This is a genomic window from Pseudomonas entomophila (assembly GCF_013523165.1).
In the GTDB taxonomy this organism is placed as follows: domain Bacteria; phylum Pseudomonadota; class Gammaproteobacteria; order Pseudomonadales; family Pseudomonadaceae; genus Aquipseudomonas; species Aquipseudomonas entomophila_A.
The window spans coordinates 1-21212 of sequence record NZ_JAAMQI010000006.1; the positions used below are offsets into that span (position 1 = coordinate 1).

Sequence of the window (21212 nt, forward strand, 5' to 3'; positions counted from 1 at the left end):
GTGCGGGGTTGCCCCTGGGGCAACCCCGCACCACGGCGGGTTTTTTGTGCCCGGTGCAAAGAGGCGCTCACCGCCCAGCCCTGTGGCCGCCGCTTCAGCCCGTGACGATCTGGTTCTTGCCTTGGCGCTTGGCCTGGTACATGGCCGCATCGGCACGCGAGAACAGGATGTCCAGGGTGTCATCGGTGTCGCCAAGGCCGGTCAGGCCCTGGCTGATCGTCACTCCGAAGTTTCGCTGGCCATGGCTGAAACTCAGGCGCTGGATCTCGCGTTGCAAGCGCTCGGCGATCTGCTCGGCGACCTGCGCGGTGCAGCCCGGAAAGACGGCGGCGAACTCCTCGCCGCCGATGCGTCCGAACAGGTCGCCACGGCGCAGCACCGAGCGGCCGCTGTCGGCCACGCGCTGCAGCACCTGGTCACCCTGCTGGTGGCCATAGCTGTCGTTGATCTGCTTGAAGTCGTCGATGTCCAGCAGCAGGAACGCCAAGGGCGAGCCGTCCTGGCGCGACGTCTCGAACGCCTGCCGCGCGCAGTCGAAGAAGTGCCGGCGGTTGCTGCTCTGGGTCAGCACGTCAGTGGTCGCCAGACGCTGCAGTTCACCCTCCAGGCGCTTCTTGTCGGTGATGTCTTCCGCGATGCCGACGATGACAGGACGCTTGCCCCCTTCCTGCTGGCTGATGAAGCACTTGTCGCTGAGCCAGCGCATCTCGCCGGCGCCATTGATGATTCGGTATTCGCGGTCTTCCACGGCGCCTGTCACCAGCACCTGGGCCAGGCTGCTTTCGGCGTAGTCCAGGTCATCGGGGTAGACACTGTTGCGCCACTCGTTGAAGTCGGCCATCACCAGGTTGGGTGGGCGCCCGAAAATGCGTCCGTAGGCGGGACTGACGTATAGCACCTGCTGGGTTTCCCAGTCGAAGGCCCACAAGACTGCGTTGACGCTTTCGAGCAACGAACTGAACAGCCGCTCACGCTCGCTCAGGCGCGCGACCTCACCCTGTGCGTGCAGCAGGGCCAGCAAAGTCTTGGCGGTTTCGGACTTTGGATCGGGCGCGTAGGGAGAGGTGTCATCGACCATTTGCACGAAAAAGGCTCTCGGCGGGGGTGCGTGCGACCCATGATCGGCCCGCCACGCGGGCTATGGCCGTTTGAGCGGGAAACCGGGACGAAGTTCCGGCCTCGCCCGGCGCTGCGCCGACGAACGTCAGGGGCCTGAGACGTGACGGGCCGCACGTATCGGACAAATCGGCTGTCATACGGGCAGTCACGGCGACGTTCACTCTCTATAATGCCGCCATCCTTTTCAGGGGTTCGTCCACCGGTTATGTCTGCTTCACATCGTGACGCCTTGCGCATGGCAGCGCTCTACCTGGCCTTGTCGGTCATCTGGCTGACAGTCTCCGACCAGGTGTTGCGCACGTTCCTGGTCGATCCCGCCAGGCTGGCGTTGGGTCACCAGATCAATGGCCTGCTCTGGGCCGTCTTCAGCGCGCTGCTGATCTTCATCTCGCGCGCCCGTCTGCTCGACTCGATCGGCCTTGGCGTGCAACTGCGGCGCGAGGACCGCGAGCGCCTGCGCATGGCTTCGGCGGTGTTCGACAGCACCCTGGAGGGCGTCCTGGTGACCGACCGGCATGGCGTGATCGTGCACGTCAACCGGGCCTTCATGCGCATCACCGGTTATGCGCAGGACGAGGTGCTCGGGCACCGCCCCAGCAAATTCAAGTCAGGTCGCCACGGCGTTCCTTTCTACCAGGCGATCTACGCGACCCTGGCCGAGAAGGGCGAGTGGAGCGGGGAGATCTGGAACCGCCGCAAGAACGGTGAAATCTACCCGCAGTGGCAGACCATTCGCGCCGTGAGCGATGACGAGGGCACGCACAGCCACTACGTGGCGGTCTTCAGCGACATCAGCGCGATCAAGCACTCCGAGCGTGAGCTGGCCTACCTGGCTCACCATGACCCTTTGACCGGGCTGGGCAACCGCCTGCTGTTCACCGACCGCGCCGAGCACGCGCTGGTCGCGGCACAGGCCGAAAAATGTGGCTGCGCCTTGCTGTTGCTGGACCTCGATCACTTCCAGAGCATCAACGATGGCCTGGGGCACACCACCGGCGATGCGCTGCTCAAGCTGGTCGGTGAGCGCCTGGTGGAGACGCTGGGCAGTGGCACCACGTTGGCCCGGCTAGGCGGCGACGAGTTCGCGGTGTTGCTGGAAAACTGCCAGCAACTCGGACAGGCGGCCACCTTGGCACAAACCCTGGTGGAACGCTTGAAGGCGCCTTTCGACTTCGACGAGCACCGGCTGTTCATCAGCGCCAGCATCGGCATCAGCCTCTACCCCAGCGACGCCTCGAGCGCCGAGCAACTGCTGCGCAATGCCGATTCGGCCTTGTTCAAGGCCAAGCGCAACGGCCGCGCGTGCTATGCCCTGTACACCGAGGAGCTGACCACCCATGCCCAGCACCGGGTGGAAACGGCAAGCGAGCTGCGTCATGCGCTGGAGAACGACGAGCTACGGGTGTTCTACCAGCCGGTGCATGCGCTGAGCGACCTGCGCCGCGTAGGCTTCGAGGCCTTGGTGCGCTGGCAGCATCCGCAGCGCGGCATGGTCTCGCCAGCCGAGTTCATCCCGATCGCCGAGCGTATTGGGCTGATTGCCGAGATCGATACCTGGGTACTGGGCCAGGCCTGCCGCCAGATGGTGCGTTGGCAGGCCGAGGGGCGCGACCTGGCGTTCGTCGCGGTCAACCTGTCCAGCCGGCTGTTCGCCGACCACACGCTCCACCGGCAGGTCGACCGTGTCCTGCGCCAGACCGGGCTGGCACCGGCCATGCTCGAGCTGGAGGTGACCGAGAGCGCGATCATGGATGAGCCGGAAGTGGCGCTCGAGCAACTGCACCGTCTGCGCGAGTTGGGCGTCAGGCTGGCCATCGACGACTTCGGCACAGGGTACTCCTCGCTGCTGCGCCTCAAGCGGATGCCGGTGCACAAGCTCAAGATCGACCAAGGCTTCGTCGCGGGGCTGGGCCATGACGATGACGACCGCGCCATCGTCGAGGCCGTCATCGCACTGGCGCGCAGCCTGGACATGCAAGTGCATGCCGAGGGCATCGAACAGGCCGATCAGGCGCAGTTCCTCATGCAGCATCGGTGCGAGTTCGGTCAGGGCTACTGGTTCGGTCGGCCTCGCCCGGCGTCGGAGCTGACCTGGCCCTAAGTGGCCTCCTTTCAGGCGTGCGTACCCAGGAACTTGCGCAAGAACTGCCGCGTACGCTCCTCCTGCGGCGCGGCGAACAGCGCCTTGGCCTCACCCTGCTCGACGATCCTGCCCTGGTCGAAGAAGACCACGCGGTGCGCCACGTCGCGGGCGAAGCTCATCTCGTGGGTGACGATGATCAGGGTACGGCCTTCGTGCGCCAGGTCGCGAATGGTCGCCAGGACCTCGCCGACCAGTTCAGGGTCCAGCGCGGAGGTCGGCTCGTCGAACAGGATCACCTGTGGCTCCATGGCCAGCGCCCGGGCGATGGCGACGCGCTGCTGCTGGCCGCCGGACAGGCGCCGTGGATAGGCGTCCTCCTTGCCGGCCAGGCCCACCTTGGCCAACAGCTGACGGCCCAGCGCCAGGGCCGTGTCATGCGCCAGCCTGCGCACCACGGTAGGCCCTTCGATGACGTTTTCCAGGGCCGTGCGGTGCGGGAACAGGTTGAAGTTCTGGAACACGAAACCGACCCGCTGGCGTAGCTGGCGGATGACGCCTTGCTGCGCCTTGAGCGGACGCCCTGCATCGACCTGCAGGTCGTCCAGGCGGATGTGTCCGGCGTCCGGGGTTTCCAGCAGGTTCAGGCAACGCAGGAAGGTGGTCTTGCCCGAGCCACTCGGTCCGATGATGGCGACCACTTCGCCGGTCTGCACCGTCAGGTCGATGCCGTCGAGCACGGTGTGGCCGTTGAAGCGTTTGGTGAGGCGCTCTACCGTGATCATGACTCAGTGCTCCAGGTCATGGCGATTCACCCGCCGCTCGAGGCGGTGCTGGACATGGGCGAGCACGCTGGCCAGTACCCAGTAGATCAACGCGGCGGCCAGGTACATCGTGAAGACCTCGAAGGTGCGCGCGGTGATCAGCTGCGCCTGGCGGAACAGCTCGGGCACCTGGATGGTGGCGGCCAGTGCCGTGTCCTTGACCAGCGAGATGAAGCTGTTGCCCAGCGGCGGCAGGGCGGTACGGGCGGCTTGCGGCAGGATCACCCGGCGCATGGCCTGGGCACGGGTCATGCCGATGCTGGCGGCGGCCTCCCACTGGCCGCGCTCGATCGAGCCGATCGCCGCGCGCAGGATCTCGCAGGCGTAGGCTGCCATGTTGAGGGAAAAGCCGATCAGCGCAGCAGGCAACGGGTCCAGTTCGAGCCCGACCTGCGGCAGGCCGTAGTAGATCAGGAACAGCTGCACCAGCAAGGGCGTACCGCGAAAGAACGACACGTAGACCCGCGCTAGCCAGTCGATCGGCCGCACGCGCGACAGCCGCATCAACGCCAGGCCGAAGCCCAGCGCCAGGCCGAAGATCATGCCACCGACACTGAGCACCACGGTGAAGCCGGCGCCCTTGAGCAGAAAGGGCGCCGACTGCATGACCAGTTGCAGGCTGTCTTCGATCATTGCGTCACGTCGGCGCCGAAGTACTGCTTCGACAGCCTGGCCAGGGTGCCGTCGGCCTTGAGCGTCTCCAGGGCCTTGTCGATGGCGGCGAGCAGTTCAGGCTCGCCCTTGCGCAGTGCCACGCCCGATTCGAGTCGCGAGAAGGCCTCGCCTGCCAGCACGGTGTCCTTGGCCTTCTGGGCGTATTCCAGGGCCGCCAGGCGATCGACCAGGATGGCGTCGATACGACCGTTGCGCAGGTCGGCGAACTTGCTCGGATCGTCCTCGTAGGTGCGCACGTCGGCCTTCGGAACTTCCGCTCTGACCCACTGCTCGTAATTGGTGCCGAGACCCACGCCGACTTTCTTGCCTGCCAGGTCCTTGGCCGAGTGGATGTTCAAGGCGTCGGCCTTGCTTTTCAGGACCAGCGCCTGGATGCCCGAGACCGTGTAGGGCGTGGAGAAATCGTATTTCTGGCGGCGTTCGTCGGAGATCGTCACCTGGTTGATCACCACGTCCAGTCGCCTGGACTCGAGCGCGGCCAGGATGCCGTCCCATTTGGTGGGTTGCAGCTTGGCCTCAACGCCCAGCTGGTGAGCGATGGCCTTGGCCAGCTCGACCTCGAAGCCGGCCAGGGTGCCGTTCTCGTCCACGAAGCTGAACGGTGGGTAGGTGCCTTCCAGGCCGATCCGCAGGGTGCCACGCTCCTTGACCGTTGCCAGTGCCTCGCCGGCCTGGGCCTGGCCTAGAACGGCGGTGCCGATGAGCAAGGCCAGACTGGCACGGATCAGCGGTTGAGTGAATCGCATCATGGTACGGCTCCAGGCATGACAGGAAGGGACGTGTAGAAGGTTAGGCGAAGATTGCCGAACCGTCGGCACAGCGCGAAGGATCGCGGCGAAAAGCCATTGGCAAGGGCGCGAAGCGGCGCGTCGGTCCTTGGAAACCTGACCGCTGATGAGGAGATCACCGTGAGCGACAATCCAGCAACCGAGCTGTGGCACCTGCAGCAGATCGTCGGCGAACTGCGCAGTGCCCGCGCACAGTGGCGTGCCAGCAATGGCCGCAGCAGCGCCGAACGGGGCGGGCGACAGCTGCCTTCTCGTGATGCCATGGGGCAGGTCCTCGAACAGCTGCGCGGCGCCTTGTTCCCCATGCGTCTGGGGCCGGTCGACCTGCGCGAAGAAAGCGAGGACTACTACGTCGGCCACACGCTCGACAGCGCCCTGACGGCACTGCTGACCCAGGCCCGCCTCGAGCTGCGCTACGCGGCGCGCCAGGACAAGGCCGAGCTGGCGGCGGCCGATGCCCGTGCCCTGACGGTGGTCCAGGACTTCGCCGCCGCCTTGCCGCACCTGCGTGTGCTGCTCGATACCGACGTGCTGGCGGCCTACCACGGCGACCCGGCGGCGCGCAGCGTGGACGAGGTGCTGCTGTGCTACCCAGGCATTCTGGCCATCATCCATCACCGCCTGGCTCACCACCTGTACCAGGCCGGTCTGCCGCTGCTGGCGCGCATCAGCTCGGAGCTGGCGCATTCGGCCACCGGTATCGACATCCACCCCGGGGCACAGATCGGCCCGAGCTTCTTCATCGACCATGGCACAGGCGTGGTCATCGGTGAAACGGCCGTCATCGGCCAGCACGTGCGGATCTACCAAGCAGTGACGCTGGGGGCCAAGCGCTTCCCGGCCGATGAGTCCGGGCAGCTGCAGAAAGGCCATGCACGCCACCCGATCGTCGAGGACGACGTGGTGATCTATGCCGGCGCGACCATTCTCGGACGCATCACCATCGGCCAGGGTTCGACCATCGGTGGCAACGTCTGGCTGACCCGCAGCGTGCCGGCCTACAGCAATATCACCCAGGCTAACCTGCAGCTCGATTGTCAGGAGCGGAAGGTCTGAACGCGCATGGCGCAAAGCCATGTTCTGCGGCTGCCAGCGGGCCTCACGAGGGGCGAAACGCCGCCGTGGGGCGGCCCCGCCTGTCATGGCCGGTTCGCATTGACGGGCGATCCATGTTTAACTTGAACGCTTGTTCAACTAAAAAACGCTGGTCCGCTGCCGGTGTTCACCCGGAGGTTTCCCTTTGCTGAACCCGTTCGATCCGTACCCACCCTTCGATAACGAGGTGCACCGTCCATGAGTGCATCCACTGGCCTTGCACACGACAACGTCCGCATGAACCCCCCGGTATTCTGGTTCGCGGCAAGCTTCATCCTGCTCTTCGGTCTGATCGTCATCCTCAACCCCCAAACGGCAGGCGAATGGCTGCTGGCGGCACAGAACTGGGCGGCCAACACGGTCGGCTGGTACTACATGCTGGCGATGACCCTGTACCTGGTCTTCGTGGTGGTCACCGCCTTGTCCGGCTACGGCAAGATCAAGCTCGGTGCCGACCACGACGAACCCGAGTTCAGTTACCTGTCCTGGGCCGGCATGCTGTTCGCCGCCGGCATCAGCATCACCTTGTTCTTCTTCTGCGTGTCGGAGCCGCTGACGCACATGCTGCAACCGCCGCAAGGCGAGGGCGGTACGGTGGAATCCGGGCGCCAGGCGATGCAGCTGCTGTTCCTGCACTGGGGCCTGCACGGTTGGGGCGTGTTCGCCTTCGTCGGCATGGCGCTGGCGTACTTCGCCTACCGCCACAATCTGCCCCTGGCACTGCGCTCGGCGCTGTACCCGCTGATCGGCAAGCGCATCAACGGGCCGATCGGCTATGCGGTGGATGGCTTCGGCATCATCGCCACGGTGTTCGGCCTGGGCGCCGACCTGGGCTTTGGGGTGTTGCACCTGAATGCCGGCCTGGACTACCTGTTCGGCATCAGCCACAGCCAATGGGTGCAGGTCGGGCTGATCGTGGTGATGGTCGGCGCCGCGGTGGCCGTGGCCGTCGCCGGTGTGGAAAAGGGCGTGCGGGTGATGTCCGACATCAACATGTTCCTGGCCTGCGCGCTGCTCCTGTTCGTGCTGTTCGCCGGCCCGACCCAGCACCTGTTCAATACCCTGATCCAGAACCTGGGCGACTACCTGGGCGCCTTGCCGAGCAAGAGCTTCGACGTGTACGCCTACAGCGAGAACCGTGACTGGCTGGGTGGCTGGACCGTGTTCTACTGGGCCTGGTGGATTGCCTGGGCGCCCTTCGTGGGGCTGTTCATCGCGCGCATCTCCCGTGGGCGCACCATTCGCGAGTTCGTCTTCGGCGTGCTGCTGATTCCGCTCGGCTTCACCCTGGCGTGGATGTCGATCTTCGGCAACAGCGCCATCTACCAGGTGCTCAACCATGGCATGACCGCGCTGGGCCAGTCGGCCCTGCAGGACCCGTCGATGAGCCTGTACCTGCTGCTCGAGACCTACCCGTGGAGCAAGACGGTGATCGCCGTGACGGTGTTCATCAGCTTCGTGTTCTTCGTGACCTCGGCCGACTCGGGCACCGTGGTGCTGTCGACCTTGTCGGCCAAGGGCGGCAGCCCGGATGAAGACGGTCCCAACTGGTTGCGCATCTTCTGGGGCGCGATGACCGCGCTGATCACCAGCAGCCTGCTGTTCGCCGGCAGCATCGACTCGTTGAAGTCGGCGGTGGTGCTGACGTCGCTGCCGTTCTCGCTGATCCTGCTGTGCATGATGTGGGGCCTGCAGAAGGCGTTCTACCTGGAGTCCCAGCGCCGCATCGCCCAGATGCATTCGCTGGCACCGTTCGCCGTGACCCGCCGCGGGCGCGGAGGCTGGCGCCAGCGCCTGAACCAGGCCGTGCACTTCCCGTCGCGGGACGAGGTCTACCGGTTCATGGACGACGTGGTGCGACCGGCCATCGGCGAAGTGACCGAGGTGTTCGAGCAGAAGGGCCTGAGCCTGATCACCCAGGATGACCCGAGCCACGACAACGTCAGCCTGAAGGTCGGTCATGGCGAAGAGCAGCCGTTCATCTACCAGGTGCAGATGCGCGGGTACTTCACCCCCTCGTTCGCCCTGGGCGGGATCGGCAGTCAGGAGCTCAAGAACCGTCGCTACTACCGTGCCGAGGTGCACCTGAGCGAGGGCAGCCAGGATTACGACCTGGTCGGCTACAGCAAGGAGCAGATCATCAACGACATCCTCGACCAGTACGAACGGCACATGCAGTTCCTGCACATGGTGAGGTAAAGACCGACAGCGGGTTTCACCACCTGTGAAACCCGCTGTCACAACCCTGTGGGAGCGGGCTTGCCCGCGATAGCGTCCGGTCCATCGCCGCCTGCAATCGCGGGCAAGCCCGCTCCCACAAGCTGCTTGCGCAGCCATGCCCGGACCGAAGGCTGCAGAGGTCTGGGTGGGAGCTGGCTTGCCAGCGATAGGGCCCTGCCAGGCGCCGCTTGCGTCAACCTGTCAGATCGGTGACCCACCCTCATCCGCCAGACCGTATAGCTTCCAGCCCCACGGCCGGTGCAGCATCTTCCTCCTCCTCACCGACGAACGGTCGGTCATTTCACATTCCTTTCATCCGACGAATGCGTCCTGCCTGCTGATTTCTAGCGACTTGTATCGCCGACTGCTATACCTTTCCCTCGCGAATGCCCCACAGTTATTCCATAAAAATATTAGTTTTTAACAAAACGGTCATTTTGGATTTATAGGATTGTCACTATCCTAGCCAGCCGCGCCTTAGACCAAAGTCGCGAAATGATTAGTAACGATTGACTTGGATGTCACTCATTGGTGCTAAATCGCCGATCGAGCAGTAAGCGGGGCAGCAGACCCCTGCGCTGACGACTGACAAGAATTAGAACGTAAAGGAGCAATACATGCACAAGTCCAGCCTGGCCTTGGCCGTGGCCCTGGGTGTCTTCGCCCAGCAAGCAAGCGCTGCCGGTTTCGTCGAGGACAGCAAACTGTCCCTCAGCTCGCGCACCATGTACTTCAACGCCAACGACCGTGATGGTGGTAACGACAACCGTGAGTCGGGTCAGGGCTTCAAGCTCGACTACCTGTCCGGTTACACCCAGGGCGTCGTCGGTTTCGGTGTAGACGTTCAGGCGCTGTGGGGCATTCACCTGGACGGTGGCCGTGGCCACCACCCGAACAGCAGTACCTTCTTCCCGAGCGACAGCGACGGTTCGGCCGTGCATGACTGGGCCCGTATCGGCGGCAACGCTAAGGCCCGCTTCTCCAAGACCGAGGCGCACTTCGGTAGCGCTCTGGCCCCGAACCTGCCGATCCTGGTATCCAACGACGGTCGTCTGCTGCCACAGACCTTCGAAGGCGGCACCATCCAGTCGAAGGAAATCGACAACCTGACGATCAACGCCGGTCAGCTGACCCATGCCATGGGCCGTGCGTCGAGCAACCGTACGGGCCTGTCGGTCGGCGGTGCCACCGAAGACAGCAACAAGTTCCGCTACGGCGGTGCTGACTGGAAGGTCACCAAGGACCTGACGCTGCAGTACTACTACTCGAACCTGGAAGACTTCTACAAGCAGCACTTCCTGGGTCTGGTCCACGTCCTGCCGATCGCCGACGACCAGTCGCTCAAGACCGACCTGCGCTACTTCGACAGCAGCAGCGATGGCCGCAACGGGGATGCGGGCTACCGCTTCACCCAGAACGGCGGCTACGGTAAGAACCTAGGTAAGGTCGACAACAAGACCTGGTCCGCGATCTTCACCTATACCCTGAGCAGCCACGCGTTCACCCTGGGTCACCAGCGCGTCAGCGACGATGGCGGTTTCGTCTGGCTGAACCAGGGCAACGTGACTGATGGCAACGGCCGTGCCGAAGGCGCCGGTGGTTCCAGCTTCTACCTGTTCACCGACAGCATGATCAACCAGTTCGCTAAGGCTGGCTCTAACACCACGTTCGGTCAATATGCCTACGACTTCACCAAGCTTGGCGTACCAGGCTTGAAAGCCTCTGTCACCTATCTGCACGCCGAAGATGTCCGCAACAGAGACGGCAGCGGCACCTTCAGCGAATGGGAGCGCGATGCCCGTATCGACTACGTGGTGCAGGAAGGTGTGTTCAAGGGCTTGGGCACTAGTCTGCGTCACGGTGTATACCGCGGCCCCAGCAACACCAACTCGCTGGCCGACCAGGACCAGACCCGTCTGATCTTCAACTACACTTACAACTTCCTGTAAGCCATAGTCGAAAAAGCCTCGTTCATGACGAGGCTTTTTTTATGGGTGATATTTCATATGCCCACAGGGAATAAATAAATCCCCACTTATTCTTTTTCTTATTCCTCAAAAGCCCGCACAGTGACGCCATCAGGTCTACAGCATAGGAGCCCCACACCATGAGCCTCAAACTGGGCGACATCGCCCCCGACTTCGAGCAGGACTCCAGCGCCGGCAGGATTCGCTTCCACGAATGGCTCGGCGACAGCTGGGGCGTGCTGTTCTCGCACCCGGCCGACTTCACCCCGGTGTGCACCACCGAGCTGGGCCTGACCGCCAAGTTGAAAGAGGAGTTCGCCAAGCGCGACGTCAAGGCCATTGCCTTGTCGGTCGATCCGGTCGATTCCCACCACGGCTGGATCAAGGACATCAACGAAACGCAGAACACCGTCGTCGATTTCCCGATCCTGGCCGATGCCGATCGCAAGGTCTCCGACCTCTACGACCTGATCCACCCGAATGCCAATGACACGCTGACCGTGCGCTCGTTGTTCGTGATCGACCCGAACAAGAAGGTCCGCCTGACCATTACCTATCCGGCCAGTACCGGGCGCAACTTCAACGAGATCCTTCGGGTGATCGATTCGCTGCAGCTGACCGACAGCCACAAGGTCGCCACGCCCGCCAACTGGCAGGACGGTGACGAGGTGGTGATCGTGCCATCGCTCAAGGATGAGGACGAGATTCGCCAGCGCTTCCCCAAAGGGTATCGCGCCGTCAAACCTTACTTGCGTCTGACGCCGCAACCCAATCGATGAGGGCAGGCACTGCCAACGTTTAGCCAAAGCAGGGTATTTGGGCCGTTTCGACGGCCCTTTTTTATGCGCGTGCGACGGGGGAAGAGATGCCTGGATCACGACCTTAAAATATGGAATAACCAAATGAAAAAATATGATTTATGGATATATAAGACAACCTGTTAACGTGATCCTCAGTTCGACATCCCCCACGAGGCCTCGGTAGCGACAGCTGCCTTCGGCCTGGCCAGGGCTCCAGCTCAGCCAGCGATCCGAACCTTCCTTTTCGCTTCACCGCTGTCCCACCTCACTGGCCCGTCAACGGGTGAGCAGGTGCCACCTGAACCCATTCGTACAGGAGAGTGCCATGCGCACCATCTTCGTGCGTCGTGGTCTGGTCGCCCTGTTCGCGGCGGCCGTGTCCTTCGGCGCGATTACCCAGGCCCAGGCAGAGACCCTGCGCATCGGTTACCAGAAATACGGCACCCTGGTGCTGCTCAAGGCCAAGGGCACGCTGGAAAAACGCCTGGCCGCCCAAGGCGTCGACGTGCAGTGGACGGAGTTCCCGGGCGGCCCCCAGCTGCTGGAAGGGCTGAACGTGGGCTCCATCGACTTTGGCGTGACGGGCGAGACGCCACCGGTGTTCGCCCAGGCCGCCGGGGCCGATCTGGTCTATGTCGCCTACGAACCCCCGGCGCCGCACAGTGAAGCCATCCTCGTGCCCAAGGACTCGCCCATCCAGTCGGTGCAGGCGCTCAAGGGCAAGAAGGTCGCCCTGAACAAGGGCTCCAACGTGCACTACCTGCTGGTGCGCGCCCTCGAGGACGCCGGCCTGACCTACCGTGACATCCAGCCGGTCTACCTGCCGCCTGCCGACGCACGTGCGGCGTTCGAGCGCGGCAGCGTCGATGCGTGGGTCATCTGGGACCCTTACCAGGCGGCCGCCGAGCAGCAGTTGCAGGCCCGCACCCTGCGTGATGGCGAGCACCTGGTCGACAACCATCAGTTCTACCTGGCGACCCGGGACTATGCGACCCAGCACCCAGCCGTGGTCAGCGCCCTGATCGACGAAGTCCGCGCGGTGGGTGAGTGGTCCCAGGCCAACCCCCAGCAGGTGACCGACCAGGTCGCGCCGCTCCTGGGGCTGCCGGCCGACATCACGCTCACCTCGGTCAAGCGCCAGGGCTATGGCGCTGCGCCGCTCACGCCCGAGGTGGTCGCCGCGCAACAGAAGATCGCCGACACCTTCCACACGCTGAAGCTGATCCCCAAGCCCCTGAGCATCCGCGACGTGATCTGGACACCCCCTGCCAAGGTCGCCAGCGCGCCTTGACGACTTGCCGCGCCGGGACCTCTCCCGGCCTGCGCCACCTTGAGGAGACAACTCCAATGAGCCTTGATATTTTCTGGTTTCTTCCCACCCACGGCGATGGCAAATACCTGGGGACCTCCGACGGTGCCCGTGCCGTCGATCATGGCTACCTGCAGCAGATCGCCCAGGCGGCCGACCGTCTCGGCTTCGGCGGGGTGCTGATCCCCACAGGACGCTCCTGTGAAGATTCCTGGCTGGTCGCCGCTTCGCTGATTCCAGTCACCCAGCGACTCAAGTTCCTGGTGGCGCTGCGCCCCGGGATCATCTCGCCGACCGTCGCTGCACGGCAGGCCGCGACCCTGGACCGTCTGTCCGGTGGTCGTGCGCTGTTCAACCTGGTCACCGGCGGCGACCCGGACGAACTGGCAGGCGATGGCCTGTTCCTGAGCCACGAGGAGCGCTACCAGGCGTCGGTCGAGTTCACCCGCATCTGGCGCAGGGTACTGGAAGGGGAGGTGGTCGACTACGACGGCCAGCACCTGCAGGTCAAAGGCGCCAAGCTGTTGTACCCCCCGGTCCAGCAGCCGCGGCCGCCGCTGTATTTCGGAGGTTCCTCCGAAGCGGCGCAGGATCTGGCGGCCGAGCAGGTCGAGCTGTACCTGACCTGGGGCGAGCCACCGGCCGCCGTGGCCGAGAAGATCGCCCAGGTGCGCGCCAAGGCCGCCGCGCAAGGCCGCAGCGTGCGCTTCGGCATCCGCCTGCACGTGATCGTGCGGGAAACCAATGAAGAAGCCTGGCAGGCCGCCGAACGACTGATCTCGCACCTGGACGACGACACCATCGCCCGCGCCCAGGCCTCGCTGGCACGGTTCGACTCGGTCGGCCAGCAGCGCATGGCCGCCTTGCACGGTGGCAAGCGCGACCAGCTGGAAGTCAGCCCGAACCTGTGGGCCGGGGTCGGCCTGGTACGCGGCGGTGCAGGCACCGCACTGGTCGGCGATGGGCCGACCGTGGCGGCACGGGTCAAGGAATACGCCGACCTGGGCATCGACACGTTCATCTTCTCGGGCTACCCGCACCTGGAAGAGTCGTACCGGGTGGCCGAACTGCTGTTCCCGCACCTGGACGTGCAGCGCCCGGCACCGGCGGCCAGTGGCAGCTATGTGAGCCCGTTCGGCGAAATGGTCGCCAACGACATCCTACCCACTGCCGCACAGCGCTGAGGACCTGGACATGAGTCGTTCGAGCAACACGACCTGGGGCCAGCGTCTGGCGCCATGGGCACTGCCGGTGCTGCTGCTGGCCGTCTGGCAGCTGGCGGTCAGCGCCGGTTGGCTGTCGACCCGCATCCTGCCGGCGCCCAGCGCGGTGGTCAGCGCCGGTGTCGAACTGTTTCGCAGTGGCGAGATCTGGACCCACCTGGCCATCAGTGGCTGGCGGGCGGCCCTGGGCTTTCTGATCGGCGGCAGCATCGGCCTGCTGCTGGGGTTCATCACCGGCCTGTCGAACTGGGGCGAGCGCCTGCTCGACAGCTCGGTGCAGATGATCCGCAACGTGCCGCACCTGGCGCTGATCCCGCTGGTGATCCTGTGGTTCGGCATCGATGAGTCGGCGAAGATCTTTCTGGTCGCGCTGGGCACGCTGTTCCCGATCTACCTCAACACCTACCACGGTATCCGCAACGTCGACCCGGCCCTGGTGGAGATGGCGCGCAGCTACGGCCTGTCCGGGTTCAGCCTGTTCCGGCAGGTGATCCTGCCCGGCGCACTGCCGTCGATCCTGGTCGGGGTGCGCTTCGCCCTCGGCTTCATGTGGCTGACCCTGATCGTGGCCGAGACCATTTCCGCCAACGCAGGGATCGGCTACCTGGCGATGAATGCCCGCGAGTTCCTGCAGACCGATGTGGTGGTGCTGGCGATCGTGCTGTACGCCGTGCTGGGCAAGCTGGCCGACCTGGCAGCACGTGGCCTGGAACGGGCCTGGCTGCGCTGGCACCCGGCGTATCAACCTGCGAAGAAGGAGGGCGTATGACCTCGCTGACGGAACGACCCCCACACCTGCTACGCGGCATTCCCCTGGCCTCGCGCGGCCTGCGCAAGACGTTCGGCACGCGTGAGGTGCTGCGCGGCATTGATCTGCAGATCCCGGCCGGCCAGTTCGTCGCCATCGTCGGACGCAGCGGCTGCGGCAAGAGCACGCTGCTGCGCTTGCTGGCCGGGCTGGACCAGCCGAGCGCAGGCCATCTGCTGGCCGGTGCCGGGCCCTTGGAGGACGCACGCGAAGACACGCGGCTGATGTTCCAGGACGCACGTCTGCTGCCCTGGAAGAAAGTCATCGACAACGTTGGTCTGGGCTTGTCCGGCGACTGGCGCCCGCGTGCGCTGGAGGCCTTGGCCTCGGTCGGCCTGGCCGAACGCGCCCACGAGTGGCCGGCGGCGTTGTCCGGCGGCCAGAAGCAGCGGGTGGCCCTGGCGCGCGCCTTGATTCACCAGCCACGTCTGCTGCTGCTCGACGAGCCCCTGGGCGCCCTCGATGCCCTGACCCGTATCGAGATGCAGCAACTGATCGAGCGCCTGTGGCACACGCACGGCTTCACCGTGCTGCTGGTGACCCACGACGTCAATGAAGCCGTGGCCGTGGCCGACCGCGTCATCCTCATCGAGGACGGCGAAGTCGGCCTGGACCTGACCGTCGACCTGCCGCGGCCTCGGGTACGCGGCTCGCATCGCCTGGCGGCGCTGGAAAGCCAGGTGCTCGAACGTGTCCTGTCGCTGCCGGGCGCACCCCCGCAACCGGATCCTGTCGCACCCCTGCCCACGCAACTGCGCTGGGCTCACTGAACCGTCCACTGTCAGCAAAAGGAATCACACCATGACCATCAAAGCGATCAACGTGCGCAACCAGTTCAAAGGCACCGTGAAGGAAATCCTCGAAGGCCCCGTCCTGTCGGAAATCGATGTCCAGACCGCTTCCGGCATCGTGACCTCGGTCATCACCACCCGCTCCGTGCGTGAGCTGGAACTGGTGGTGGGGAGCGAAGTGATCGCCTTCGTCAAGTCGACCGAGGTGTCGATCGCCAAGTTGTGAACCACGGTACTGCCGCATGACCGCCTTCGTCGGCTGTCGCCTTGCGCTTCTGTCTGGAAGCCGTCTGGCGACACGCCTGCGGGGCTAGCGTTTGGCCAGCCACGGCGGCAGGTACACCCCCACGTACGCCACGAACACGCGCAGCCCTTCCTCGGCCATGCGCGGCGTGATCGCGCCATGCACGTGCAGCGAGCGCGCATACACCCGGTCGCTCAAGGCCATCGCCAGGGCGAACACGTCCACGTCATCGGGCAGGACCGGCAACTGGAAGTGCCGATCGAACACCGCCTGCATCAACGCGCCCAGTTCCAGGTCATGCTGCCGGTCGGCCTGGTCGATCTCGGCAAGACCATGCTGCCCCAGGATGAGTTGCCGCGCTGCCGCATCGGCCTGATAGCGTTCGAGCATGCGTCGTTCGAGCACCTGGGCTAGGTCATGCCAGGTCTGCAGTGCCGCCGCGTCCACTGGCGCCTGCAACGTCGCACGAAAGGCCCGGTGCACGTCGAGGGTCAATGCCTCGAGCAGCGCCGGAACGCTGGCGAAGAAATGATAGACCGAAGAGGGTGGCATCCCCGCCAGCCGGGCCACGTCGTACATCGACAACCCGGCCACGCCCGACTCGGCCAGCAAGGTCCGGGCGGCCGCCAGGATCGCGTCGATCCTCGCCTGACTGCTGGCCCGCGGTTTGCGCGGGCCGGACACCCGGCTCATCAGTTGCTGATGGCCAGGATGCTCGCCTGGTAGGCGCTGACGAACAGGTCGAAGTCGCCGACCTCTTCCTGCTCCAGGCGCGACTGCTCGGCCAGCGAGTCACGCGCGGTCGATTCGTAGGCCTGCTGGGTGGCGACATCCAATGGGGTTTCACGGAACGTTTCGGCGTGGGCACGGCTCTGGCGCAGCGAGAAGGCCACGAAGCCCTCCTGATGCTCGGTCATGCGGGCCAGCACCTGGGCCGAAGGCGTGAGCGAGGCGTCATCGACCTTGGCCTGTTGCGCGGCCAAGGCCTGTGCATGGGCGTCGCCGCCGTGGGCCTGGTCCAGCAGGTCGGCCAGCGGCCCGATGTCAGCGAGCAGCTCGGTCGCCCAGTGCTTGAGCGTCACCGATTCGCCCCCGCGGCGAAGCTCCAGGCCAGGACGTCGGCCTTCCTTGACCACCGACAGGAAATTCTGCGTGCAGTCCTGGCACTCGGCACCCTCGAACAGCGGGCTGTCCTGCAGCGCGCAGTACAGCAGGAAGGCATCCAGGAAGCGTGCTTCGGGCAGGTCGATGCCGACCGGCAGCAACGGGTTGATGTCCAGGCAGCGCACTTCGATGTACTGCACGCCACGCGTCATCAACGCCTGGATCGGACGCTCGCCGGCGTAGGTCACCCGCTTGGGGCGAATGTTCGAGTAGTACTCGTTCTCGATCTGCAGGATGTTGGTGTTGAGCTGAACCCAGTCGCCGTCCTGGTGCGTGCCGACCTCGACATACGGCGGGTAGGGCGTTGCCACCGCCCGGCGCAGGCTGTCGGTGTAGCTGGCCAGGTTGTTGTAGCAGGGCGTGAGCCCGGCCTGGGCATTGCTCTGGTAACCCAGGTCGCTCATGCGCAGGCTGGTGGCGAAGGGCAGGTAGAGCGTGTTGGCGTCGAAGGTCTCGAGCGAGTGCGCGCGGTCGCGCAGGAAACCGGCGTCCAAGGCTGGCGAAGCACCGAACAGGTACATGAGCAGCCAGCTGTAGCGGCGGAAGTTGCGGATCAGCGCGATGTAGGCCGACGACTGGAAGTCGCGGTCGCTCTCGCCGGTGTCCTGCCCGTCACGCAGCAGGGGCCACAAGGCCTCGGGCAGCGAGAAGTTGTAGTGGATGCCGGCGATGCACTGCATGGTCCGCCCGTAGCGCAGGGCCAGGCCCTTGCGGTAGACGTGCTTGAGCTTGCCGAGGTTGGAGCTGCCGTACTCGGCGATCGGGATGTTCTCCTCGGTCGGCAAGGTGCACGGCATCGAGGGGCTCCACAGGTATTCGTTGTGCAGCTTGCTGTAGACGAAGCGGTGGATCTGGTCGAGCCTGTCGAGCACCTCGGCCGGGTCGGCCAGCGCTGGGGTGATGAACTCCAGCAGCGACTCGGAATAGTCGGTGGTGATCTGCTCGTTGGTCAGCGCCGACCCCAGGGCTTCCGGGTGCGGTGTCTGGGCCAGGCGACCTTCGTCGGTGACTCGCAGCCCCTCGCGCTCGATGCCGTGCAGGCACTGCTTGAGCAGGGGAAGGTGGGCGCTGAGCAGGCTCAGGCGGCGGTTGAAGAGGTCGCTCAAGATGTATTCCTTCACACGTCAGTCGCCCCAATATGGGGGTAGCCTCGACGGTCTGCAAGGTTGGGAAAAGGGGAACTGGCGTCGTCGCCTGGTCAACACGAGCTCCGGCAATGCCTGTGCACTGCCGAAGGTACCGTAAAGAATGCTCGGGCAGCTAGAGCAGGGCGAAGGTTCCCTGGGCCTTGGCGACCCGTTTGTCGCCCTGGAACACGTCGGCCTCCACCACCAGGGTGCGTCGTCCGGCGTGCAGCACGTGCGCCGTGCACACGACCTCGCCCTCGCCGACCGCGCGCAGGTAGTTGATCTTGCACTCCAAGGTCACGCTGTTCTGGTCGAAACCATGGCTGGCCGAGCAGGCCAGGCCCATGGTGATGTCGACCAGGCTGAACAGCGCGCCACCGTGCAGCATGCCGCCACGGTTGCGCAGCGTGGGCGTCAGCGTGAGCGCGACCGTGGCCTCGGCCGACGCGGCGTCCAGGCGGAGCAGCCGACAGCCGAGCAGTCGGCTGAAGGCACTTTCGACGTGCTCGGCGGGGACGTCCATCACTTCTTCTTCAGCGTCTTGGCGTTGGCGAACAGCGAAGCCATGGCGTTGTTGGCCGGCGCTGGCGTCTCGCGTGGCCGGGCCGGTTGCGCTGCGCGCGCACCGCCGGTGCCGTGGCCACGTCCACCGCGTTGGCCTTCGACCTTCTCGCCCGGCGTGTCGCTCATGCGCATGGACAGGCCCACGCGCTTGCGCGGGATGTCCACCTCCATGACCTTGACCTTGACCACGTCGCCAGCCTTGACCGCCTCGCGTGGATCCTTGACGAATTTTTCGGACAGCGCCGAAATGTGCACCAGGCCATCCTGGTGAACCCCGACGTCGACGAAGGCGCCGAAATTAGTCACGTTGGTCACCACGCCTTCGAGGATCATGCCGGGTTGCAGGTCCTTGAGGTCTTCCACGCCATCCTGGAACGTGGCGGTCTTGAATTCCGGGCGCGGGTCGCGGCCTGGCTTGTCCAGCTCCTGGAGGATGTCGGTGACCGTCGGCAGGCCGAAGGTCTCGTCGGTGAAACGCTTGGGGTCCAGGCGCTTGAGAAAGCCGCTGTCGCCGATCAGCGAGCGGATGTCGCGGTCGGTGGTGGCGGCGATGCGCTGGACCAGCGGGTAGGCTTCCGGGTGCACGGCCGACGCGTCCAGCGGGTTGTCACCGTTCATCACGCGCAGGAAGCCGGCGGCCTGCTCGAAGGTCTTCTCGCCCAGGCGGCTGACCTTCTTCAAGGCTGCACGGGTCGCGAACGGCCCGTTGGCGTCACGGTGTGCGACGATGTTGTGCGCCAGGGTCGCATTGAGGCCGGAGATGCGTGCCAGCAAGGCGACCGAGGCGGTGTTCACATCGACGCCCACGGCGTTCACGCAGTCCTCGACCACCGCGTCCAGGCCACGGGCCAGCTTCACCTGGGACACGTCGTGCTGGTACTGGCCGACCCCGATCGACTTGGGCTCGATCTTCACCAGCTCGGCGAGCGGATCCTGCAGGCGCCGCGCGATCGACACCGCGCCGCGCAGCGACACGTCCAGCTCGGGGAATTCACGGGCCGCCAGCTCCGAGGCCGAGTACACCGACGCGCCGGCCTCGGAGACCATGACCTTGGTCATCTTCAGGGCCGGGTACTTCTTGATCAGTTCGGCGGCCAGCTTGTCCGTCTCGCGGCTGGCGGTGCCGTTGCCGATGGCGATCAGCTCGACCGAATGCTTGGCGCACAGGGCTGCGAGCACGACGAGGGTGCGGTCCCAGTCGTTCTTCGGCACGTGCGGGTAGACGGTGGCGGTATCCAGCAGCTTGCCGGTGCGATCGACCACCGCGACCTTGCAACCGGTGCGCAACCCCGGGTCCAGGCCGAGGGTGGCGCGCGGCCCGGCGGGGGCGGCCAGCAGCAGGTCGTGCAGGTTGTGGGCGAACACCTCGATCGCTTCGCCTTCGGCGCGATCGCGCAGCTCGCCGAACAGGTCGGTCTCCAGGTGGGTGTAGAGCTTGACCTTCCAAGTCCAGCGCACCACCTCGCCCAGCCACTTGTCGGCCGGACGGCCACGGTTGGCCACGCCGACGTGTTCCCCGATCATCAGCTCGCACGGGTGCAGGGTGCCTGGCAGCTCCTCGCCGACCTTGAGGGCCGCGCTCAGCACACCTTCGTTGCGCCCGCGGAAGATCGCCAGGGCTCGGTGCGACGGCACGCTGCGCAGCAGCTCGTCGTGGGCGAAGTAGTCGCGGAACTTGGCGCCTTCCTCCTCCTTGCCAGCGACCAGGCGGGCGCTGAGCACCGCCTCCTGCTTGAGGAAGGTGCGCAGTTTCTCGAGCAGGCCGGCGTCTTCGGCGAAGCGCTCCATGAGGATGTACTTGGCGCCTTCGAGGGCGGCCTTGACGTCGGCCACGCCCTTGTCGGCCGCGACGAAACGGGCCGCTTCGATCTCCGGCGTCAGCTGCGGGTCGGCGAACAGCCCGTCGGCCAGTTCGCCCAGGCCGGCCTCGAGCGCGATCTGGCCCTTGGTGCGGCGCTTCTGCTTGTACGGCAGGTAGAGGTCTTCGAGGCGGGTCTTGGTGTCGGCCAGGTTGATCTCGCGCGTCAGTTCGGGCGTCAGCTTGCCCTGTTCCTGGATGCTGGCCAGGATGCTGGCGCGGCGCTCGTCGAGCTCGCGCAGGTACCGCAGGCGTTCTTCCAGGTGGCGCAGCTGGGTGTCGTCCAGGCTGCCCGTCACCTCCTTGCGGTAACGCGCGATGAAGGGCACGGTCGAGCCTTCGTCCAACAGGGTGACGGCCGCCTCGACCTGCTGCGGGCGTACGCCCAGTTCCTCGGCGATACGGCTGTTGATGCTGTCCATGGAGTCCACCTGAAAGTCTGTCGAGGCCGGCGCCATGACCGGCGGCACTGGGAAAAGCCGCGCATTATACGCGCCGCGTCCCGGTTGCGGTGATGGCCCGGTGCCAGGCAGGCGGCGGGTGCGGCGCGCTCGGC

At 65.2% G+C, this 21212-nt stretch carries 18 protein-coding genes; 10 read left to right on the forward strand and 8 right to left on the reverse strand.

What is annotated here, in order from left to right; all coding sequences use genetic code 11:
• Positions 1 to 94: 94 nt before the first annotated feature.
• Complete coding sequence (locus G7Z99_RS06170; RefSeq protein WP_181092873.1) at positions 95 to 1078, reverse strand: GGDEF domain-containing protein; 984 nt, start codon at positions 1076 to 1078, stop codon at positions 95 to 97.
• Between the two features lie 246 nt (positions 1079 to 1324).
• On the opposite strand from G7Z99_RS06170, the gene dibA reads away from it, so the two are divergent.
• Complete coding sequence (dibA, locus tag G7Z99_RS06175) at positions 1325 to 3220, forward strand: phosphodiesterase DibA (RefSeq protein ID WP_181092697.1); 1896 nt, start codon at positions 1325 to 1327, stop codon at positions 3218 to 3220.
• Between the two features lie 11 nt (positions 3221 to 3231).
• Here dibA and tcyN read toward each other — a convergent pair whose 3' ends face one another.
• From tcyN to tcyJ, 3 genes are read right to left on the reverse strand one after another with little or no spacing between them, the layout of a single operon-like run.
• Complete coding sequence (tcyN, locus tag G7Z99_RS06180; RefSeq protein ID WP_181092698.1) at positions 3232 to 3984, reverse strand: L-cystine ABC transporter ATP-binding protein TcyN; 753 nt, start codon at positions 3982 to 3984, stop codon at positions 3232 to 3234.
• 3 nt (positions 3985 to 3987) lie between these two features.
• Positions 3988 to 4656: a cystine ABC transporter permease gene (gene tcyL, locus G7Z99_RS06185; RefSeq protein ID WP_181092699.1), complete on the reverse strand. Its 669-nt coding sequence runs from the start codon at positions 4654 to 4656 to the stop codon at positions 3988 to 3990.
• Positions 4653 to 5447, reverse strand: coding sequence for a cystine ABC transporter substrate-binding protein (gene tcyJ, locus G7Z99_RS06190; protein WP_181092700.1), 795 nt, complete (start codon positions 5445 to 5447; stop codon positions 4653 to 4655). Before tcyJ ends, tcyL begins: the two co-directional genes overlap by 4 nt.
• A 159-nt stretch (positions 5448 to 5606) precedes the next feature.
• On the opposite strand from tcyJ, the gene epsC reads away from it, so the two are divergent.
• The 9 genes from epsC to G7Z99_RS06235 all read left to right on the forward strand — a co-directional run bounded on the left by epsC (position 5607) and on the right by G7Z99_RS06235 (position 15925).
• Complete coding sequence (gene epsC, locus G7Z99_RS06195; protein ID WP_181092701.1) at positions 5607 to 6542, forward strand: serine O-acetyltransferase EpsC; 936 nt, start codon at positions 5607 to 5609, stop codon at positions 6540 to 6542.
• 276 nt (positions 6543 to 6818) lie between these two features.
• Entirely contained in the window at positions 6819 to 8780 is a 1962-nt protein-coding gene (gene betT, locus G7Z99_RS06200; protein WP_181092874.1) for a choline transporter BetT, read from the forward strand.
• A gap of 638 nt (positions 8781 to 9418) precedes the next feature.
• Positions 9419 to 10750 carry an OprD family outer membrane porin gene (locus G7Z99_RS06205; protein WP_181092702.1) on the forward strand — a complete coding sequence of 444 codons (1332 nt, stop codon included), beginning with the start codon at positions 9419 to 9421 and terminating at the stop codon, positions 10748 to 10750.
• Between the two features lie 158 nt (positions 10751 to 10908).
• Positions 10909 to 11547, forward strand: coding sequence for a peroxiredoxin (locus G7Z99_RS06210; protein ID WP_144940237.1), 639 nt, complete (start codon positions 10909 to 10911; stop codon positions 11545 to 11547).
• Positions 11548 to 11893: 346 nt separating this feature from the next.
• Complete coding sequence (locus G7Z99_RS06215) at positions 11894 to 12859, forward strand: sulfonate ABC transporter substrate-binding protein (RefSeq protein ID WP_181092703.1); 966 nt, start codon at positions 11894 to 11896, stop codon at positions 12857 to 12859.
• 56 nt (positions 12860 to 12915) lie between these two features.
• Positions 12916 to 14061 carry an FMNH2-dependent alkanesulfonate monooxygenase gene (gene ssuD, locus G7Z99_RS06220; protein ID WP_181092704.1) on the forward strand — a complete coding sequence of 382 codons (1146 nt, stop codon included), beginning with the start codon at positions 12916 to 12918 and terminating at the stop codon, positions 14059 to 14061.
• 10 nt (positions 14062 to 14071) lie between these two features.
• Complete coding sequence (gene ssuC, locus G7Z99_RS06225) at positions 14072 to 14869, forward strand: aliphatic sulfonate ABC transporter permease SsuC (RefSeq protein WP_181092705.1); 798 nt, start codon at positions 14072 to 14074, stop codon at positions 14867 to 14869.
• Positions 14866 to 15678 carry an aliphatic sulfonates ABC transporter ATP-binding protein gene (gene ssuB / locus G7Z99_RS06230; RefSeq protein ID WP_181092706.1) on the forward strand — a complete coding sequence of 271 codons (813 nt, stop codon included), beginning with the start codon at positions 14866 to 14868 and terminating at the stop codon, positions 15676 to 15678. Before ssuC ends, ssuB begins: the two co-directional genes overlap by 4 nt.
• Positions 15679 to 15709: 31 nt before the next feature.
• The gene (locus G7Z99_RS06235; protein ID WP_060392124.1) at positions 15710 to 15925 is read left to right on the forward strand and encodes a TOBE domain-containing protein; all 216 of its coding nucleotides are present in this window, start codon (positions 15710 to 15712) and stop codon (positions 15923 to 15925) included.
• 84 nt (positions 15926 to 16009) lie between these two features.
• Here G7Z99_RS06235 and G7Z99_RS06240 read toward each other — a convergent pair whose 3' ends face one another.
• The 4 genes from G7Z99_RS06240 to G7Z99_RS06255 form a co-directional block, all read right to left on the reverse strand.
• The gene (locus G7Z99_RS06240; RefSeq protein ID WP_181092707.1) at positions 16010 to 16636 is read right to left on the reverse strand and encodes a TetR/AcrR family transcriptional regulator; all 627 of its coding nucleotides are present in this window, start codon (positions 16634 to 16636) and stop codon (positions 16010 to 16012) included.
• Entirely contained in the window at positions 16636 to 18228 is a 1593-nt protein-coding gene (gshA, locus tag G7Z99_RS06245; protein ID WP_181092708.1) for a glutamate--cysteine ligase, read from the reverse strand. Before gshA ends, G7Z99_RS06240 begins: the two co-directional genes overlap by 1 nt.
• 139 nt (positions 18229 to 18367) lie before the next feature.
• The gene (locus tag G7Z99_RS06250; RefSeq protein WP_181092709.1) at positions 18368 to 18757 is read right to left on the reverse strand and encodes a PaaI family thioesterase; all 390 of its coding nucleotides are present in this window, start codon (positions 18755 to 18757) and stop codon (positions 18368 to 18370) included.
• Complete coding sequence (locus G7Z99_RS06255; RefSeq protein ID WP_181092710.1) at positions 18757 to 21078, reverse strand: Tex family protein; 2322 nt, start codon at positions 21076 to 21078, stop codon at positions 18757 to 18759. The genes G7Z99_RS06250 and G7Z99_RS06255 overlap by 1 nt, the downstream gene beginning before the upstream one ends.
• Positions 21079 to 21212 lie beyond the last annotated feature (134 nt).

Coding starts and splice junctions, on each gene's coding strand:
- G7Z99_RS06170 (WP_181092873.1), bottom strand. CDS start 1,078: ATGGTCGATGACACCTCTCCCTACGCGCCCGATCCAAAGTCCGAAACC.
- dibA (WP_181092697.1), top strand. CDS start 1,325: ATGTCTGCTTCACATCGTGACGCCTTGCGCATGGCAGCGCTCTACCTG.
- tcyN (WP_181092698.1), bottom strand. CDS start 3,984: ATGATCACGGTAGAGCGCCTCACCAAACGCTTCAACGGCCACACCGTG.
- tcyL (WP_181092699.1), bottom strand. CDS start 4,656: ATGATCGAAGACAGCCTGCAACTGGTCATGCAGTCGGCGCCCTTTCTG.
- tcyJ (WP_181092700.1), bottom strand. CDS start 5,447: ATGATGCGATTCACTCAACCGCTGATCCGTGCCAGTCTGGCCTTGCTC.
- betT (WP_181092874.1), top strand. CDS start 6,819: ATGAACCCCCCGGTATTCTGGTTCGCGGCAAGCTTCATCCTGCTCTTC.
- G7Z99_RS06205 (WP_181092702.1), top strand. CDS start 9,419: ATGCACAAGTCCAGCCTGGCCTTGGCCGTGGCCCTGGGTGTCTTCGCC.
- G7Z99_RS06210 (WP_144940237.1), top strand. CDS start 10,909: ATGAGCCTCAAACTGGGCGACATCGCCCCCGACTTCGAGCAGGACTCC.
- G7Z99_RS06215 (WP_181092703.1), top strand. CDS start 11,894: ATGCGCACCATCTTCGTGCGTCGTGGTCTGGTCGCCCTGTTCGCGGCG.
- ssuD (WP_181092704.1), top strand. CDS start 12,916: ATGAGCCTTGATATTTTCTGGTTTCTTCCCACCCACGGCGATGGCAAA.
- ssuC (WP_181092705.1), top strand. CDS start 14,072: ATGAGTCGTTCGAGCAACACGACCTGGGGCCAGCGTCTGGCGCCATGG.
- ssuB (WP_181092706.1), top strand. CDS start 14,866: ATGACCTCGCTGACGGAACGACCCCCACACCTGCTACGCGGCATTCCC.
- G7Z99_RS06235 (WP_060392124.1), top strand. CDS start 15,710: ATGACCATCAAAGCGATCAACGTGCGCAACCAGTTCAAAGGCACCGTG.
- G7Z99_RS06240 (WP_181092707.1), bottom strand. CDS start 16,636: ATGAGCCGGGTGTCCGGCCCGCGCAAACCGCGGGCCAGCAGTCAGGCG.
- G7Z99_RS06250 (WP_181092709.1), bottom strand. CDS start 18,757: ATGGACGTCCCCGCCGAGCACGTCGAAAGTGCCTTCAGCCGACTGCTC.
- G7Z99_RS06255 (WP_181092710.1), bottom strand. CDS start 21,078: ATGGACAGCATCAACAGCCGTATCGCCGAGGAACTGGGCGTACGCCCG.